Source organism: Bradyrhizobium sp. T-1 (assembly GCF_053592855.1).
Genome location: NZ_CM132115.1, coordinates 1,611,821 through 1,626,621 on the forward strand (window position 1 = coordinate 1,611,821; position 14,801 = coordinate 1,626,621).

22 protein-coding genes and 1 pseudogene are annotated in these 14,801 nt (G+C 58.2%); 9 read left to right on the top strand and 14 right to left on the bottom strand.

Annotated elements, in window-relative coordinates; all coding sequences use genetic code 11:
* Positions 1-138: 138 nt before the first annotated feature.
* The 3 genes from ACWAT4_RS07775 to ACWAT4_RS07785 form a co-directional block, all read right to left on the bottom strand.
* Positions 139-855, bottom strand: coding sequence for a Crp/Fnr family transcriptional regulator (locus ACWAT4_RS07775; RefSeq protein ID WP_449730235.1), 717 nt, complete (start codon positions 853-855; stop codon positions 139-141).
* Positions 856-1,004: 149 nt separating this feature from the next.
* A complete protein-coding gene (locus ACWAT4_RS07780; RefSeq protein WP_449730236.1) occupies positions 1,005-1,301 on the bottom strand; it encodes a DUF6894 family protein in 297 nt (98 codons plus the stop codon).
* 118 nt (positions 1,302-1,419) lie between these two features.
* Entirely contained in the window at positions 1,420-1,617 is a 198-nt protein-coding gene (locus ACWAT4_RS07785) for a hypothetical protein (RefSeq protein WP_128968234.1), read from the bottom strand.
* Positions 1,618-2,384: 767 nt separating this feature from the next.
* Between ACWAT4_RS07785 and ACWAT4_RS07790 the strand changes: the two genes are divergently transcribed.
* From ACWAT4_RS07790 to ACWAT4_RS07800, 3 genes are all read left to right on the top strand, one after another.
* Positions 2,385-2,585, top strand: a complete 201-nt coding sequence (locus tag ACWAT4_RS07790) for a hypothetical protein (protein ID WP_014491584.1) — start codon at positions 2,385-2,387, stop codon at positions 2,583-2,585.
* A 259-nt stretch (positions 2,586-2,844) separates the two neighbouring features.
* Positions 2,845-3,081 carry a DUF6894 family protein gene (locus tag ACWAT4_RS07795; RefSeq protein WP_014491583.1) on the top strand — a complete coding sequence of 79 codons (237 nt, stop codon included), beginning with the start codon at positions 2,845-2,847 and terminating at the stop codon, positions 3,079-3,081.
* A gap of 477 nt (positions 3,082-3,558) precedes the next feature.
* Positions 3,559-3,798, top strand: coding sequence for a DUF6894 family protein (locus ACWAT4_RS07800; RefSeq protein ID WP_014491582.1), 240 nt, complete (start codon positions 3,559-3,561; stop codon positions 3,796-3,798).
* A gap of 60 nt (positions 3,799-3,858) precedes the next feature.
* Here the strand turns inward: ACWAT4_RS07800 and ACWAT4_RS07805 are convergent, their stop codons facing one another.
* Positions 3,859-4,668: a transglutaminase-like domain-containing protein gene (locus ACWAT4_RS07805; RefSeq protein WP_194464260.1), complete on the bottom strand. Its 810-nt coding sequence runs from the start codon at positions 4,666-4,668 to the stop codon at positions 3,859-3,861.
* A gap of 45 nt (positions 4,669-4,713) precedes the next feature.
* Between ACWAT4_RS07805 and ACWAT4_RS07810 the strand changes: the two genes are divergently transcribed.
* The 3 genes from ACWAT4_RS07810 (at position 4,714) to ACWAT4_RS07820 (ending at position 6,558) form a co-directional block, all read left to right on the top strand.
* Positions 4,714-5,061: a hypothetical protein gene (locus ACWAT4_RS07810; RefSeq protein WP_194464259.1), complete on the top strand. Its 348-nt coding sequence runs from the start codon at positions 4,714-4,716 to the stop codon at positions 5,059-5,061.
* Positions 5,062-5,126: 65 nt separating this feature from the next.
* A complete protein-coding gene (locus ACWAT4_RS07815) occupies positions 5,127-6,065 on the top strand; it encodes a putative zinc-binding metallopeptidase (RefSeq protein ID WP_449730237.1) in 939 nt (312 codons plus the stop codon).
* Positions 6,066-6,375: 310 nt separating this feature from the next.
* The gene (locus ACWAT4_RS07820) at positions 6,376-6,558 is read left to right on the top strand and encodes a hypothetical protein (RefSeq protein WP_014491578.1); all 183 of its coding nucleotides are present in this window, start codon (positions 6,376-6,378) and stop codon (positions 6,556-6,558) included.
* Positions 6,559-6,572: 14 nt separating this feature from the next.
* On the opposite strand, the gene ACWAT4_RS07825 is transcribed toward ACWAT4_RS07820, so the two are convergent.
* The 3 genes from ACWAT4_RS07825 to ACWAT4_RS07835 form a co-directional block, all read right to left on the bottom strand.
* Entirely contained in the window at positions 6,573-6,788 is a 216-nt protein-coding gene (locus tag ACWAT4_RS07825; RefSeq protein ID WP_014491577.1) for a hypothetical protein, read from the bottom strand.
* Positions 6,789-6,843: 55 nt separating this feature from the next.
* On the bottom strand, positions 6,844-7,086 hold the full coding sequence (locus tag ACWAT4_RS07830; protein ID WP_014491576.1) for a hypothetical protein: 243 nt from the start codon (positions 7,084-7,086) through the stop codon (positions 6,844-6,846).
* Between the two features lie 96 nt (positions 7,087-7,182).
* Positions 7,183-7,392: a cold-shock protein gene (locus ACWAT4_RS07835; protein ID WP_014491575.1), complete on the bottom strand. Its 210-nt coding sequence runs from the start codon at positions 7,390-7,392 to the stop codon at positions 7,183-7,185.
* A gap of 449 nt (positions 7,393-7,841) precedes the next feature.
* Between ACWAT4_RS07835 and rpsU the strand changes: the two genes are divergently transcribed.
* Positions 7,842-8,120 carry a 30S ribosomal protein S21 gene (gene rpsU, locus ACWAT4_RS07840; protein WP_014491574.1) on the top strand — a complete coding sequence of 93 codons (279 nt, stop codon included), beginning with the start codon at positions 7,842-7,844 and terminating at the stop codon, positions 8,118-8,120.
* A 496-nt stretch (positions 8,121-8,616) separates the two neighbouring features.
* Here rpsU and ACWAT4_RS07845 read toward each other — a convergent pair whose 3' ends face one another.
* From ACWAT4_RS07845 to ACWAT4_RS07855, 3 genes are all read right to left on the bottom strand, one after another.
* The gene (locus ACWAT4_RS07845; RefSeq protein ID WP_449730238.1) at positions 8,617-8,895 is read right to left on the bottom strand and encodes a DUF1488 family protein; all 279 of its coding nucleotides are present in this window, start codon (positions 8,893-8,895) and stop codon (positions 8,617-8,619) included.
* Positions 8,896-8,956: 61 nt separating this feature from the next.
* Positions 8,957-9,253 (bottom strand): hypothetical protein, encoded by a 297-nt coding sequence (locus ACWAT4_RS07850; RefSeq protein WP_014491572.1) that lies wholly within the window; start codon positions 9,251-9,253, stop codon positions 8,957-8,959.
* The gene (locus tag ACWAT4_RS07855; protein WP_028160512.1) at positions 9,250-9,510 is read right to left on the bottom strand and encodes a hypothetical protein; all 261 of its coding nucleotides are present in this window, start codon (positions 9,508-9,510) and stop codon (positions 9,250-9,252) included. The genes ACWAT4_RS07850 and ACWAT4_RS07855 overlap by 4 nt, the downstream gene beginning before the upstream one ends.
* Positions 9,511-9,856: 346 nt before the next feature.
* On the opposite strand from ACWAT4_RS07855, the gene ACWAT4_RS07860 reads away from it, so the two are divergent.
* Complete coding sequence (locus ACWAT4_RS07860) at positions 9,857-10,204, top strand: hypothetical protein (protein ID WP_014491570.1); 348 nt, start codon at positions 9,857-9,859, stop codon at positions 10,202-10,204.
* 114 nt (positions 10,205-10,318) lie between these two features.
* Here the strand turns inward: ACWAT4_RS07860 and ACWAT4_RS07865 are convergent, their stop codons facing one another.
* Positions 10,319-10,564: a DUF6894 family protein gene (locus ACWAT4_RS07865; RefSeq protein ID WP_014491569.1), complete on the bottom strand. Its 246-nt coding sequence runs from the start codon at positions 10,562-10,564 to the stop codon at positions 10,319-10,321.
* Positions 10,565-10,839: 275 nt separating this feature from the next.
* Between ACWAT4_RS07865 and ACWAT4_RS07870 the strand changes: the two genes are divergently transcribed.
* The gene (locus ACWAT4_RS07870) at positions 10,840-11,097 is read left to right on the top strand and encodes a hypothetical protein (RefSeq protein ID WP_014491568.1); all 258 of its coding nucleotides are present in this window, start codon (positions 10,840-10,842) and stop codon (positions 11,095-11,097) included.
* A gap of 541 nt (positions 11,098-11,638) precedes the next feature.
* Here ACWAT4_RS07870 and ACWAT4_RS07875 read toward each other — a convergent pair.
* The 3 genes and pseudogenes from ACWAT4_RS07875 to ACWAT4_RS07885 all read right to left on the bottom strand — a co-directional run bounded on the left by ACWAT4_RS07875 (position 11,639) and on the right by ACWAT4_RS07885 (position 14,583).
* The gene (locus tag ACWAT4_RS07875) at positions 11,639-11,812 is read right to left on the bottom strand and encodes a DUF3606 domain-containing protein (RefSeq protein WP_080669711.1); all 174 of its coding nucleotides are present in this window, start codon (positions 11,810-11,812) and stop codon (positions 11,639-11,641) included.
* A gap of 502 nt (positions 11,813-12,314) precedes the next feature.
* A pseudogene (locus ACWAT4_RS07880) lies at positions 12,315-13,265 on the bottom strand (IS630 family transposase).
* Between the two features lie 481 nt (positions 13,266-13,746).
* On the bottom strand, positions 13,747-14,583 hold the full coding sequence (locus tag ACWAT4_RS07885; RefSeq protein ID WP_449730239.1) for a LysR family transcriptional regulator: 837 nt from the start codon (positions 14,581-14,583) through the stop codon (positions 13,747-13,749).
* Positions 14,584-14,801: the final 218 nt, after the last annotated feature.

Sequence of the window (14,801 nt, forward strand, 5' to 3'; positions counted from 1 at the left end):
GCTGTTAGCGTTCGGGGGCCTGTAGGGGCCGAACGCCGTGTCGTCCAGACGTGTCTCGCGTCGAGCCGCATAGTACGCATGTGCTCGGAAGGGCTTCAGTTCAAGGTTCAATACCCCTAATTGCGCAGGTTTGGGCTGTCAAAGTTTTTCATCCCTGAGATGGAGATACTCTGGCGTGAAGTCCGCCAGCTCCTCCAGCTCCTTCCGTCGGAGCAGCGTCAACGTGCGCCTCTCCCACTCAATGAGTCGGAGTTGTCTTAGCTCCTGTATAGTCCGATTGATGTGCACGACGGACAAACCGCAGGCATCCGCGATGTTCTGCTGGGTGAATGGAAGATAAAAGCTGGCGTTCTCCAGCAATCCGACGACTTCGAGTCGCGCCGCAAGCTCGCAGATGAGGTGCCCCACTCGTGAGCGCGCGTCGCGGGCAAGGCCTGCAATCCATTCGCGGTAAATCGCGGCATCGACAAGGGTCTCGCGCCAGAGCGCGTGAACCAGTCCGGGAGAGCTAATCAGGATATCATTGAGATAGGTGTGCGGCACAAAGCCAACGGTCGATGGACCCGCACTGCAAATATTGTGGTCCATGACGGGTAGCTGCAAAGTGTGCAGGTCCGGCATATCGCCAGCCAGGTCGATCGACAGGATCTGGGCTCGGGTGCCGACGACCTTCTGACGAAACACAAACCCGCTCATCACGATGGCGCACCGGGACGCTCTGTCTCCTTCACGAACGATGTACTCGCCGTCAGTGAATTCCTTCACCGTATGGGGCATGTTCGCGAGCTTGGTCCGGTCCTCGTCGGAGAGTCCAACAACGGCTTGCAGCCGTTTTATCAATATTTTGCTTGGCATTGCAGCACCCGAGTTCTGGGGCGGGAGCACAACACTCTCAGTTGCCAGCTACCCTGCATTAACGCCAGCAATGCTGATACGCTAACACAAAAACTCCGGGGGGAACATGACCTCGGAGCTGTTAGCATTCTCGGCAGCAAACCACGCCCTTAGGAGGGAGGCTCAGATTGAAGTGCGGCAAACCGCAGAACGAAGAGCGTCCGGCCGTGTGGTAATGGACCGTCGGTTACCTTCATCTCCCACGGAATGTCCTTCCACAGATTTCCCATTGAGCCTTGTTTGATGATTTGGCCACTCATTTGCACGGCTTCAGCTTGTGCGGCTGCAATGTCGGGGAGCTCAGTGCCGGCATCATCCAGCGAAGAGCTATCAGAGATATGGAAGAAGTAGCGCGGCATGCTGGCTCCGTCGCAGATTGGATCGGCCTCCAAAATCAGCACAGCCATCCTGTCACCGCTTTGGCTGGTCTGCATTAACGCAAGTAAATTTCCAGCTTACCCCGGCTTCATGAAACACGTAATTTCGGTGTCCGTCGCGCCGGCAGCAACTCAAACAGAGCCGACCTCAGCCGCGTTGTTGCCCATCCTCGTCAGCGGGAACAATTGCTGGTGACCGCTCCTCCAATTCCCGCAGCCGTTCGATTTGGCCTCTAAAGCTTTCCGGTTGTTCCGGCTCAAGCTTCAGCGACGCACGCAGTTGCTGGCCAATCACTTTCATAATTGCTCGACTGTGGCTGCGGTCTATGTCCTTGGGATGGGGCATAGCGAAGCCTCCTTCGGCCAATGCGGCGCCGAGATTCAGAAATAGCGCCTGCTCCTCCGCAGCTTTCCGTGTGCGGGCACGGCTGCCCAATCTATGGAACTGGAGACAGCCACTGTTGGCTGTCTGCGCGAGCGCTCGGAGAACGGCAGGTCCGGTGGTGGACCTTTGGCTATCCGCGACATGCGCCGTTTGGTTGGCGGCGAGCGACGGTTTCACCGAGCCAAGTCGCCCCGAGGCACTTCGTTCCGAAATCACTTGGCGGAGATACGTCCAGCTTGCGGCCCAGAGCCAGCGGCGGCGCACAGTTCGCCGAGCCGGGGGTCTCTCTACCCGACCCTTGCTCGGACTTCGTGTGCACGTGCGCTGGAGTTGTGGGCCGGTTACGTAGATCCGGAGTTGGCCCATCGCGACATATTGCGCTGCCGCCCGAAGTCGGTCGCTATAGGGGCAAAGCAGACATTGCTTAGTCACCTCACGTCGCCGGGTTTATGGGTACACGGCCTAGGTCGCTCCTGCGGGTAGATAGAGTAGATTGAGTAAGTAGCTCAAGACACCAAGAAGCTCTCTGTATCGGCCTGTCGGCCAGCCGAATCTGGATGCATTAGAACGGAGAGCTGCTGTGTGCGGCCTGCGCCAGATTTTTTCGGTCACATTGATCTTTGTTATGGTTTGAACCTGTCTGTTTTGTAGCGTTATGTGCACCGTGAGCCCGCGGCTTTGCCCGGAGCAGATCGCCGGTTGTCGCCATCAACTTGGAGATGAACGCCATGCAGAAGCGACGTCGTTTCAAACAACAACTCACGTTGCAGGAGCGACTAACAGCGTGGTCCAAAGAAGTTCTTGACCAGGCCGCCAAGCTCCCGCCGGGACCAGAAAGGGATGCGCTGATCAAGAAGGCCCGTCAGGCCGATGTCGCCTGCCACCTGGATGAATGGGCGCATTCGCCGGAATTGCAGCTACCGGTCTGATAGTCTTGTCGTCGGAACAATCCGTTGACCAAGTCAGGTGATGGTGGTCGATGCCCGATGGCTCGAATTCGATTCTGAGGCGCTTACGGAGGCAGTCTGTCCAAGTTGCCGCTGCTTAGACCCGGCTGGCCCCGGAATCTCTGGCAACCAAGTTAGAGCTGGCGTATTGTCTTCCGATCACCGGCCGAGGCTTGTCCCGTAGGCGTCGGTGACTGAGAGACCGAGAGCGCTCCCGCCTGCACGGAAGTGGAGTGCTCTTATGGAACGCTATTTCTTTGACATCCAGAGTGGCCGCGAGTTTTTCGCCGACGAGGAAGGACTACGACTGCCCAATCAGAAGGCTGCTGAAGTTGAAGCGATGCAAACGCTGACGGGGATCGCCAGAGAGTCCGTGTTCAAAGGCAGTCGTCCAGATTTGGCGGTTGAAGTGCGCTCGATGACTGAACGGCTTTTCTGCGTATCGATCGTCTATCGAAGTGAGAGCACGAAACATTGAGGCTGCCTGTGAGAACAGACGCCTCCATCTCGACTGGGTCTCCGGCTCCAGTTGGAGTACTCGACTAGCCGTAAGGCTGTCCAAAAACATTTCTTCAATCATGTCTGGTCGGAGCGCCTTGGAGCACATATATCAAGGTCGTCACCGCCCCACCCGAGGCAACCATCGGTGATGAGAACGCCTGTCGCGCTCCCGCCCATTCAAGGGAGAAAGCCGTGCAGGTTCGTAGCGAGTCTCAATCTTCGACATTCGAATACCGTCTCACTCAAGAGGCGATCAATTTGCGCCAGCAGGCTCAAGAGATGCCTGTTTGCGTCCGGCGCGCCGAACTACTTCAGAAGGCCCGGCAGATCGATGTTGCCCTGGAGGTGAACAGGTGGCTCAGTTCTCCGGGACTTCAGCCGCCAATGTAATTCGAATCCTGGATCGGCTTGCGGACCTCTCGCGCTGGCGCAGACATCTTTCCAACAGGCGCTCATGATGATCCGATATTTCTTCGATATCAGAGACGATCGGGAACTGTACCCGGACGAAGACGGAATAGAGTTTTCAACGCAACGTGAGGCTGAGATGGAGGCGGCTCACACATTGGCGGGACTGGCCCGCGATTTGGCCGGTGAGGAAAACCGGCCGGACGTTGCTATCGAGGTTCGAACGGAAGCCGGGCACGTATTTCAAGCCGCGTTGACCTTCGAAGCGAATAAGGCCGGGCAATAGTTCTGTCTTTCGCGGTTCCGGGGATTCGATGTGGACCGTCGCATTGCAGCCCTTTTGCGATCAGCCGGTGAGTTCGTCGGCCCAAACCTTGAAACTTAGCAACGTGTTGGGTCCGAATGTCTGGGTGATCGGAACGTCGGCGGCATCGCGGCCCTGCGCGATCAGGACGCGACCAATCCGCGGAATGTTGTTACGTGGATCGAACGTGTACCAGCGACCACCGATATAGGCTTCGCACCAGCCCGCGAAATCGCCGGCGGCATATGGAGGCGCCATGCCGATGTCACCGAGATAGCCGGTGCAGTAGCGCGCAGGAATGTTCATGCAGCGGCAGAACGCTATAGCCAGATGTGCATAGTCCCGGCAAACGCCTTTGCCTTCGTTGAACACTTCCCAGGCGGTCTTGGTCGGGCGGGCGTGCTCGTAGCCGAAAGCAATGTGGTTATGCACGAAGTTGCAGATCGCCTTGACCCGTGCCCAACCGGGCGCGGTCTTCTCGAACAACTTCCACGCCACGTCGGTAAGTCGGTCAGTCTCGACATACCGACTGCCGAGCAAATATACGATGGTGTCCGACGGAAGATCTTCCACTGCGTGCTGTTGGGCCGATGGTACGATCACGTCGGGTAGACCGCTGTCTCGGACTGTGCCGTCCGCTGAGAGGCGCATGCGGCCGGCTGGCGCGACAAGACGACTGCACCAATTCCCGAAACCGTCGCGGTAGGGCGTGATCGGCACCGACGGCTCGCTGACAAGATGATCGGGCAGGACAATGTCGGATGCCCGTGTGAAGTGAGTGCCGACAACTGCGATAAGAGGGGTCGGTTGCGGAAAGTCGTAGATCATCTCGAAGCCGACGCGGATCTTCATGGAAGTAGCTCCAAAGAGATGATTGCGACCGTTACGAACCCCCATTTGGGCATCGTCACCGATGAAGGCTGCGAGCGCTCGGGTGTGAACAGTATGCCATCGCTGTCCCGACCGCCAGCCGTATGCTCGATTGAGTGGAGAACATCCGCCCAGCGCCTGACCGGAACCCGTTTCAAACTGAAGGCTTTGTTGAAGATGAAAATGCGATCCGGGGTCACGCCCATGTCCATTCAACCCACGCAAGACTGGGGGGCGCGGCCTGTATCTGAGAAGGCCTCTTACCAGGGCGCGCGTCGAACCGTGAGCGAGGTTGATGCTGATATTCTGAGGAAGCGCGCGTTGAAGAAGCAACGTGCGTTGATCGACACCCTCAATGGTCGTGCGCCATCATGAGAGATTTCAAATGTCCTCATTGCGGGCAACTATCGGCCTTCGAGCTCTCCAAATGCAACGGCTGCATGCAGCCGTTGATCTTCGATCCCGAGAATATGGCGATGATCGGTGCGGAAAGTGCCCTTGAATGCGTCAATCGGAATATCATCGGTTGCAACTGGTGCGCGGTTTCCACGACTTCCTACTGCATGTCCTGCTCCCTGACCCATGTCATTCCCGCCACACAGAATCCCCGTAACGTAGCCCTTTGGAAGCGCGTGGAGGAAGCCAAGCGCAGGCTGATCTACGACCTGAGACGGCTTCGCGTGCCGATCGCGTTCGCGGGTGGATTTCGCCTGGCATTCGAGATTCTCTCGGACGAGCATGGGCCGGTCCTGACCGGTCACGAATCCGGCCTGATAACGCTCAACCTTGCGGAGGCCGATGACGTACAACGCGAGATCAGGCGTGTTTCCTTTCGCGAACCCTATCGCACCCTGCTTGATCACTTTCGACACGAGATAGGGCACTTTTACTGGAATGCCCTGATCCACGAAGCGGGTTTTCGAGCGCCGTTTCGGCTGGTGTTTGGCGACGAGACAGAGAACTACCAGGCAGCGCTTGCCTATTATTATGCCCGTCAGGATTGGTCTTGCGATCCGGCGAGTCACATTAGCATGTATGCGACGTCTCATCCCTGGGAGGATTGGGCAGAGACTTTCGCTCACTTCCTGCACATCGTCTCGACCCTGGATTCCCTGGCAGGACTTCCGTTGTCGTTGGACGCGCGCGGAAAGCACACGCTGAATGACCCGTATCTGGAAAGCGATTTCGGTGCGCTCCTTGAGTTGTGGACCCCGCTCGCTCTGACGATCAACCGCCTCAACCGCTCACTTGGTCTTGCCGACGCGTACCCGTTCGACATTTCACCCGCAGTCGAGGGCAAACTGCACTTGGTGCATATGGCGATTACCGCCTTCAGGAATCGGCAAGGAAACGCGCACACAACGCCGATGATGTGCTAACCTGAGTTCTGGTGGAAGCGCTTAGCTCGTGAGCGGCGCCACACTGGTTGCGATTTTAGCTGAACGTCTGGCAGACGAGCGGCGGCGTGGGCTTCGGCTCGCCCCTCGGGAACATGCGTTCCGCGAAAGCGTTGATAACTGTAGGCAGCGTCCGCTTGCCGTTGTTCGACAACGCGCTGAGACCTCGCGAAAGATCTGGCGCAAAGCGGAGCGTTCACGCTGATCCGCTCCCGGCAAATATCGCTTGGGCTGTCATGGCGAATATCCGAGCCCCAGACCGGCGCTGATCCAATTCCTGGAGATCAAAATGATGAAAAACGAAGCGAAGGCTGCCCGGCATCTGCGGGAGGCGAACAACGCGTTCAAATTGGTGCGAACAGAAAAACCAATGACCGATTACGCGAAAGATCAGCAATCCCTGCACGATAATCACGAGCGTCTGAAGGCGGCCCGATTGGCGCGTGAAGCCAAGCCGAAAGACTCCCGGGCATAATCGTCGCTCTCGATTTAGAGCATCGAGAGCACGACGATTCCGTTTTCGAGCTCGCCGGAGGCGAGCCGCGCACGGGCTATATGCTCGAATTCTTTTCGATATTTGTGAAGATAACTGAAGGCCTGCTTGTCGGTCTGAAACGTCGTTGTAAGCCTGCACATCTGCCGTGCTGCGCCAAGCGCAAGCATGAAAGTGATCGTTCCCCCGCCGTCTGCTTTGACTCTAGGCATCCACCCAGCCCGTGCAATTCGGTTTCACGATGATGCCGTGCGATCGCGAGTTCGACTATCGCGCCGACCTGTTTTTGCGCTTCGTCGGTGCGGGCGCAGGCAGCGATGCCCGAAACGCGATGTCGGCAACTTCCTTGGCCTCACGCAGCTCGCGGAGGCGCGCCATGTTCTTTCGCACCTCGATGGCCTGCCGTTCCGCGTCAGCCAATGCCCGCGCGCCGTCTTCAGCAGCCAATCGCTTGCGGTTCGAGCGCGCGATACCTTCGGGCGACGGCTCTGCCGATTTCCTGGCGATCATCCTCAACCCGCATTATGAAAAACAAAACCCGCTCCATCCGAAGATCGAGCGGGCAGCCTGCCGTTTCAGTACATCCGTGAAAGCGGCGTCGACAAATCAAGCCAGCGAGAGGTTTTCGGCGCTCACTTTGCCGCGCATCTTGTCGGTCTTGGCCTCAAAGTTAACCTTTTGGCCCTCGGCGAGACCCGCAAGGCCAGCCCGTTCGACCGCGCTGATGTGAACGAACACATCATTGCTGCCGTCGGTCGGCTGGATAAATCCAAAGCCTTTTTGGCCGTTGAACCACTTAACAGTACCTGTCGTCATTTTCATTCTCCAAAGCGCGCGAGCGCGTATCGCGTGACGAGCACGCGATTACTTCAACTTCGTCGATGTCTTTGGAAAAGGAGCCCGCGGGCGCGTTCAACAAGGCACAGCGGCTAATCGAATTTCTTTAATATATATCATTTTCGGCTTTTTGCAAGGCAACACTCAAAATTGTTTCCGAGAGCGCTGCTACACGAGCGCGTGTGGGCGAACGTTCCTTTGCGATCGAGGGCTCCAAACGACGTGTGGGAACGGCTCTATCCATTGACAGCGCGGCTGACAGTGGTCACGTTGCTCTACCGAACTTGATTGCCGTGACGCATAGACCGGCTTGTTCGAGGCCGGCGGAAGAAGACGCCGTCACTCCCATCATCGCAATCGCCACGAGACTCCTGCGCAATTGGCTGCATGCAGGACTTGCGCATTCGCAGCCCAGCGAGGAATGTCAATTGCAGGTACTTGTTCGCGACAACAATGTCGACCAGGCCCTTCGTGTTCTGAAGAAGAAGATGCAACGCGAGGGTGTCTTTCGCGAAATGAAGCAGCGGCGCTCATACGAAAAGCCTTCCGAAAGAAAGACGCGCGAAAAATCCGAGGCTATTCGCCGGGCCCGTAAGCTCGCTCGGAAGCAGGCCATCAGGGAAGGTTTGCTGCCGGCGCCCCCGAAAAAGAAGCTTCCCGAGCGCAAGCCTCCCTTGCCGCAGATCGCCGGCAAGGAGCGCGCGTAACGGGAATGCGCGTAGAGGAACGTTATTGCCATAGATTAATTGCCATGGTGGTTGCGCCGAGTTCGACGCAGCAAAAGCGGGGGTGCGTAGCTGCCAGATTTCAGTCGCGGTCTGTAATCCAGGAGATCGAGATGACGAAGACGGGCACGAGTGATCATCGCATTCTGACCCAACGCGCGCGTGCCGCTCACCTGGCTGGCAAAGTTATAGACGAGAGGGCGGACAATTCTGCGAAGGGCGATGATCAAGCGATGCGAAGGCAGCGTTTGATCGAGGGACCATCGGAGTTCAGGGCCGTCCGCGTCGATCGTTCAAGAAAAACTATTGATCGTTAACTGGCCTTCAGTCGCTTACGGGTTCCTTGCGACGTCCAGAACGCATTGACGTTGTCTTGAGCATCGGCCTGTCCGTCTCTGCTGGGCGAGTTATCGGGCGCCGGGGCCAACTTGTGAAGAATTCGCCTAAGCGATTCCCAGATCACGACATGGCATGTTGTTTAGGTTCTGAAATCGATGCCGCGCAGCACGATACCCCGAGGATCTCCTTCAAGTTCCGTCGCTCGATACTTGCTGGCCGCGCGGGCCTCGATGCGGTCGCGTAGGCGGACGAATTGGGCTTCGCGCTGCTCGGGGCGGACCTGCGGGCCGCGCTCAAGATAGTCCATCGCGGTGGTCGAGATCGCGTAGGGAATTTCCTTACCGCCGTCCTGCATCGAGAACAGCACGATCATCCGGTCATATTCGTGGCCGATGTAGCGACCGCTCGTGAGCGTCATGGCTTCCTCCTTTAAGTGACCGTTGCTGGCACGATCGCGCGTGCGGAGAGTTGCTCTGCCGTCAGTCCTCGCCCGAGAGCCGGACGAAGTCGTCGAGCAACGACGCGACCAGCGCCCGGTGCCTCGTATCCTCGGCGGGCAGGCTCGCGGCATAGAGGTTGAGCAGGTGCCGCGCCTTGACCGCAGCCTCCGGCCAGGAAGCGGCGGGCACCGTCATCATGCGGTGTTCAAGTTCGGCCTCCCGCTCACGCAATTCCCTGACATGGGCCTCGACGTCTGCCAGCGCGCGGCGCAGATCGGTAGCCTTCTGCGCAGCCATGCCGCGATGCTTGTCGAGATCTACGGGATGGTCAGTCATGCGGCGCTCGCATCCGCAGCCTGCGCATTGGCGAGATCGACTGAGCCGATCGAGAGCATCTCCATTGAGTCGCGAACGCCTTCCGCCGGCACCATAATCATCGTGGCGATGCGGCGATAGGCCGAGAAGGTGAGACCCTCGATCGTTTCTTCATCAGTGATGACCTCGTAGGCGCCGGCGGGCAGCAGCCGCTCGATGCCGCGGATTCGGAACGGATGTCTGAACGTGACGGTCTCTCGCCGTGAGCGGATGGTCATGCACGCCTGCCTTTTTGCAAGAGGGGCCCTAACCGACCGACAGCGACGACCATGCGCCCGTCATTGAGCAATAGCCAGCACATTCGCCATTGCCGCGCGCTGACGTCGCAGTGCAGCCTTGCCCGAACTGCGTTTTAGCACTCGCTATTGGCGCCTCGCAGGCGTAGGGTTGTCGCATCACCGCACTTCTCAACGGCATCGACCGGTGACTGAGGGTCACGTGCGCTCCCGCCGACAGAGTTGCAGGAGCGCTCGATGTCGCGTTTTCGCGCCTCGGAATGGATGGTCCCGCCGGTGATCGTTCCGTTGTTCCTTTTGCTTCTGGTGTGTGCTGCGGCCATCCTCAATGGCTAAGGCAACGCGCGTGCCTTACCTGGTCATGGGGACCAACGAATATGGCAGCGCCAATCTCGGCCGTGGCAGCGCGATCGTTGCACTGCGGCTCGCGCGAAAGCTGCTGCGCGACGGTTACATGGATGTCCGCGTCTGCACGCCTCGCGGGCGCATCCTGCAGTCGGACGAACTGAAAGAACTTGAACCCCAACAGGAGATGGACGTCATGGCCAAGGGACAGCAACGCGGCAATCGCGAAGCCAAGAAGCCGAAGAAGGAAAAAGCCAAGGTGATCGCAGCACAGCCCAGCCGGAAAGAGGTCGCCTGGCAGCCGGATTTCGGGTCGGCAAAAAAGAGGTAGGCGGCGCAGTCAAGCGTGAGGCGGACGCTTGACCGCTATTGCGGCGCGACGAGGGGCCACCTCATGGATGCTCGAAGGTGGATCGAGGAGCAACGCCGGCACCCATAGGCCCTGTCACTGTTGCCGCCCTCCGTCGCCAAATTCGAACCCCACATGCATCACGGGACCGGCGTCGTCCCGTACCGCAATTGCCATATGGCGCTTTGAAGAACTGCCAGATTCATACGTCGCATCCCGTGCCATGTCGGCCAATGACTTTGCCGCCTCAACCTGCGCCGCCCGAAAGTCAGCAAGTTCCAGACCTTCCTCGTCAAGGAACAGGCCGTCATCGTCGACGAGATCGAAATAGTACCGGGTCATGACGCACTCCGGAGACAGACGGGAGTTCCATGTGCCAGCGACCGATGCCCCTTGTGCAGCCTCGATCGGTGATGGAGGACAAGAGATGTGGCAGAAAATGGTTGCTGGTCCGGCGGCCCGCACGAGGATCTCAAAGTCCGCTGTCTAGCCTGGCACACCTGCGTAAGCTGCACGGCAGCCTTCGGCTGACTATCACTGCGTCGACTGCGTTGCGTGGAAGGCGATCGTTGTTGTTAGCTCCGCGCTGGGGTCGAAGATAGATCGGACAACAACGGGTGATCGTGCTATCGGCATTGATGGAAAAGATCTTGGTGGTCGGCGCGATCCTCTTCTTGTCATCCAGTGCTAATGTTCGAGCGGCCGAGCAAGCGCCTGCTGCAACAGAAATGTCAATTCGCGACCAGATCAAGGCGGCACGCGCTAAAGATGTATTGGAAGAGAAATCAGCATCGGTTGCGCGCCCATGGGATCGTGACGCGTCCGGCAAACGCCCATGGGATACCGCGAAACCGACTGAGCCTGTGAAGCGGTGAAATACCTTGGCGCAGCGTGCGGCCCCGAGGTGAAGCCTGTCGAGCATTCTTCTACTGTTTTGTTTGTCGGTTGGGGCGCCATTTGCTGAGATTGATCAAGCTCACGTTGGCAGCAGCCATTGCGCTCGCGCTGATTCCCCATGCCGTGAGATACTATGCTTTTCCCCGCGACCGTCTGATTCAGATCGCAAAGCAGTGCGAGAATGATGCAGACAAGTTAACGGCCTCCGACGCGGCAAAATGGACGGAAGCTCACAACGGTGGGACAAATAATCCGTATCGAGCGCAAAGGGACGCTCGAGTCGAGATCTGCATTAAGGCGGACGGCTGGTGTTCAATGAGTGATGACCGGCCGGCAGTCAGTAACCCAGCCATGTTCGCGCCGCGTGATCCGGTTGCCCGGGCGCTATATCGTTGGCGATACGCCGACGAATCTGGAAGCATCTGTCGCGATTGAGCTACTGGGACAATCGAAAAGACAATCAATCGCGTCGCAAGACAATGGAGACAAGACTATCTTCATGCCCGTCGCTGCTGTTCGTTACTTCAAAGTAGCGGCTTCCTTGGCGATAGCCGAGATTGAAATGCCCGATTTGCGAAGGACGCTGCTAAACTGCTCATCCGTCAGCTTGAGCCGCTTGCGCAGGATCTTGACCTGCACCTTGTCTCTCAAATTCAACGAGTTGCGGAAATGGGTTGGCTTCGACCTGTTCATGATATTTCTCTTGCTTGGAGGGATGGCTTGATCGCGACTAAGCGGGCATTACGCCGCTCCGGCCGCGATGGTGACTGTCCTGCTCCTCGCAAAATTTCCGCCGCCGCAGAGGCAATAGTCCCCCCAGACCGGCGTTCCCCCATTTCGGAAATATCTAGGCGCGTAGCGCTAAGGTGGGCTTGGCCGGGGACCGCAATTAGGATGGACCGGCTTCCCCCGCGGGCCACAATCTGGAAATCTCGCGGCATTCGGAAAAGCTGCCCTGGACACCACACAATGTCCGTGTCCACATTTCGGTCCCTCGGCCGACAATTGTGCAACTCAACAGCTGCCCAAATTGGGCTCCGCCCCGCTCACAAGCCCCGGTACTTGTTCGGGAAGCACTCGCTTCCTAAACTCGACCACTTGTCAGGCATGTTCATTTTATATAATAACTTCAATGATATATGAGTTCGCAGTTTTGTTCTGAATGGCGCGCCAGAATTCAACGACTTAGAGCGTTTCACATTTTGACTGAACCATAGCCGGCGCTGGCGAAGTAGTTGGCGCATTCGCGAGGTTGGATGTCTTGGACGAGGTGGCCGATGTGTCGCCAAGTGTCCTCGATGGAGCGCTTCTGAGCTTGCCGCATCCAGTGTTTGATCTTGGAGAAGGCTTGTTCGATCGGATTGAGGTCGGGTGAGTATGGCGGCAGGTACCAGAGTCTGGCGCCAGCAGCCTTGATCATCTGCCTGATGGCTTTCGACTTGTGGCTTCCGAGATTGTCGAGAATGACGATATCGCCTTCGCGCAGGGTTGGCAGGAGAAGGTGCTTCACATAAGCGCGGAAGCATTCGCCGTTGATCGGACCGTCGAAGACGCAGGGTGCCGTGAGTTGGTCATGGCGGAGTGCGCCGAGGAATGTGAGGGTACGCCAGTGGCCGTGCGGGGCGAAGCCGCGCAGGCGTGCGCCTTTGGGGGCCCAACCCCGCAAAGGGGTCATGTTGGTCTTGATCCAGGTCTCATCGATGAAGACGAGCCGGCTCGGATCGAGCCCGGCCTGCCAGGATCGCCAACGCAAGCGCCTACGGGAGACGTCGGCGCGAGCTTGTTCGAGGGCGAACAGTGTTTTTTTTGAACCGCAGCCCTTCCCGGCGCAGGAATAGCCAGACCGCATTGTGTGAGACCTTGACCCCGCGGGCTGCCAGTTCCGCCTTCAGACCATGCAGCGTCAGGTGCGGCCTCTCGGTGATCCGTTCGACGATGAAGGCGCGGTGCGGATCAAGCACAGGCTTGCGGTGACCACCCATCTTGCCAGGCGCTACCGAGCCGGTCGTTCTATAGCGTTGTGACCACTTCACAACTGACGAGACCGCAACACACCAAACCGTTCCGCCACAGATCGGCAGCTCTCACCTTTGGCAACAGCGGATACCGCGCGCTTACGCAAATCGTTGGAAATTGGTCGGACCATCAGATGCTGGCCTCCAGCCCAGCCAGCATCTTGAATCATATTCGCCCCAGATCCGGAATCCCTTCCGATTCAATAAATCCGTGAACCGCTCTAGAGCCACTGTGGAAGAGTCGTCGAATATCGGCCTCTCGCTGAACGAAATTCGCTTCATCTATTCGAACGGATGAACATTAAGCGTCGACGTATAAACGACGGCGGCCAAAACAAATCAGCCGAACGGTTGGGGTCTTCGATGCTGCTGACGTTTAGCCTGGCGGATACCGAATATTGGGTCGGATGCTTCGCGACGCCGCCAAGAAACTGGCGCGCCCGACAGGAGGCGGGCGAGTGCTGACGTGCAGTCTCAGCTGTTCGACGTGGAATGATCGGAAATCGTGAGTTTGACTCCCACTCTCTCCGCTGCACCGCTTCTCCACTGTATCCAGCCGTTCGAAGCGACAGCAAAGCATGAAAATAGCGCGACTGTCGCAGTTAGGTGAAGTCACGGCTGACGCGAATCCACGGCTTCAACAAAGTTCGCAAGCAATCGAGAGGTCACTCCCCGCCGATAAGCGAGACCGAGCTCGGCGCGCAACTCGCTGCCCACCAGTGGAACAAAATTAACGTCTTTCGCGCGCTGCAGATGCATGCAGTGCGGTACAATGGCAATTCCCATGTGCGCCGCCACAAGGTTCACCGTTGATGAGAGCTGCGGCGTCCGCTGTGAGATCCTTGGCATAAACCCAGCTCGACGGCATTCGGCGACGACGGCGTCCGAGAGCCCGGTTCCGTCGCGCCGTGGGTAGACGATAAAAGCTTCGTCGGCCAACTCCCCGACAGAAAGACGACGGCGAACAGCAAAACGATGGTCTCGCGGTAAGGCGACGACCATGGACTCACTCGCCAGTCTGCGGAATGTAACAGCCTTCGAGGTCCGGAGGGGTGGCCGAACAAAGGCAGCGTCCAAGGTTTCGTCTTCCAAGGATGTGACGAGAGCCTCGGTGTGCTTCTCCTCGAGGCGGCATTCCACGTTCGGCCATGCCAGGCGGAAGCGGTTCAGGGTCTGCGTCACGATGGGATGAAACGATGCGGACTCGGTAAATCCCACGCGTATCATGCCGGCCCGTCCCGCCTCCATGTCCCTCGCCATGGCGAGAGCGCGTTCAGCCTGCAACAGGATGCTGCGCGCTTCGAGGTGAAAAGCGCGCCCGACTGCGGTCAGCGCAATCCCGCGTCCCTCACGGACGACCAGTCTCACGCTCATCTCGCGCTCCAGCGCCTTGATTTGCTGCGTCAATGCTGGCTGCGCAATGCCGAGCCGCGCGGCCGCACGATGCACGTGCCCCTCGTCTGCGACGGCTACAAAATACCTGAGATGGCGCAGCTCCATTCCGATATATGAAACTTATCAATTATCATCTGTCAATATATTGGACCTCCGCTTTCCGGCCGCTTACCGTGTCTCCGTCGCGAGCCGCCTGCAGCCACCAGCGCCCAAGAAGAATTTTCACGATGAGATCAGACATTCGAGCACTTCAGAGCTGTCTCCGCCAAAAG

Coding starts and splice junctions, on each gene's coding strand:
- ACWAT4_RS07845 (WP_449730238.1), bottom strand. CDS start 8,895: ATGACGCTCACGAGCGGTCGCTACATCGGCCACGAATATGACCGGATG.
- ACWAT4_RS07875 (WP_080669711.1), bottom strand. CDS start 11,812: ATGAACAGGTCGAAGCCAACCCATTTCCGCAACTCGTTGAATTTGAGA.
- ACWAT4_RS07850 (WP_014491572.1), bottom strand. CDS start 9,253: ATGACTGACCATCCCGTAGATCTCGACAAGCATCGCGGCATGGCTGCG.
- ACWAT4_RS07805 (WP_194464260.1), bottom strand. CDS start 4,668: ATGAAGATCCGCGTCGGCTTCGAGATGATCTACGACTTTCCGCAACCG.
- ACWAT4_RS07860 (WP_014491570.1), top strand. CDS start 9,857: ATGGCTAAGGCAACGCGCGTGCCTTACCTGGTCATGGGGACCAACGAA.
- ACWAT4_RS07795 (WP_014491583.1), top strand. CDS start 2,845: ATGGAACGCTATTTCTTTGACATCCAGAGTGGCCGCGAGTTTTTCGCC.
- ACWAT4_RS07790 (WP_014491584.1), top strand. CDS start 2,385: ATGCAGAAGCGACGTCGTTTCAAACAACAACTCACGTTGCAGGAGCGA.
- ACWAT4_RS07780 (WP_449730236.1), bottom strand. CDS start 1,301: ATGGCTGTGCTGATTTTGGAGGCCGATCCAATCTGCGACGGAGCCAGC.
- ACWAT4_RS07785 (WP_128968234.1), bottom strand. CDS start 1,617: ATGCCCCATCCCAAGGACATAGACCGCAGCCACAGTCGAGCAATTATG.
- ACWAT4_RS07815 (WP_449730237.1), top strand. CDS start 5,127: ATGCAGCCGTTGATCTTCGATCCCGAGAATATGGCGATGATCGGTGCG.
- ACWAT4_RS07775 (WP_449730235.1), bottom strand. CDS start 855: ATGCCAAGCAAAATATTGATAAAACGGCTGCAAGCCGTTGTTGGACTC.
- ACWAT4_RS07825 (WP_014491577.1), bottom strand. CDS start 6,788: ATGCCTAGAGTCAAAGCAGACGGCGGGGGAACGATCACTTTCATGCTT.
- ACWAT4_RS07800 (WP_014491582.1), top strand. CDS start 3,559: ATGATGATCCGATATTTCTTCGATATCAGAGACGATCGGGAACTGTAC.
- ACWAT4_RS07820 (WP_014491578.1), top strand. CDS start 6,376: ATGAAAAACGAAGCGAAGGCTGCCCGGCATCTGCGGGAGGCGAACAAC.
- ACWAT4_RS07865 (WP_014491569.1), bottom strand. CDS start 10,564: ATGACCCGGTACTATTTCGATCTCGTCGACGATGACGGCCTGTTCCTT.
- ACWAT4_RS07855 (WP_028160512.1), bottom strand. CDS start 9,510: ATGACCATCCGCTCACGGCGAGAGACCGTCACGTTCAGACATCCGTTC.
- ACWAT4_RS07830 (WP_014491576.1), bottom strand. CDS start 7,086: ATGATCGCCAGGAAATCGGCAGAGCCGTCGCCCGAAGGTATCGCGCGC.
- ACWAT4_RS07835 (WP_014491575.1), bottom strand. CDS start 7,392: ATGACGACAGGTACTGTTAAGTGGTTCAACGGCCAAAAAGGCTTTGGA.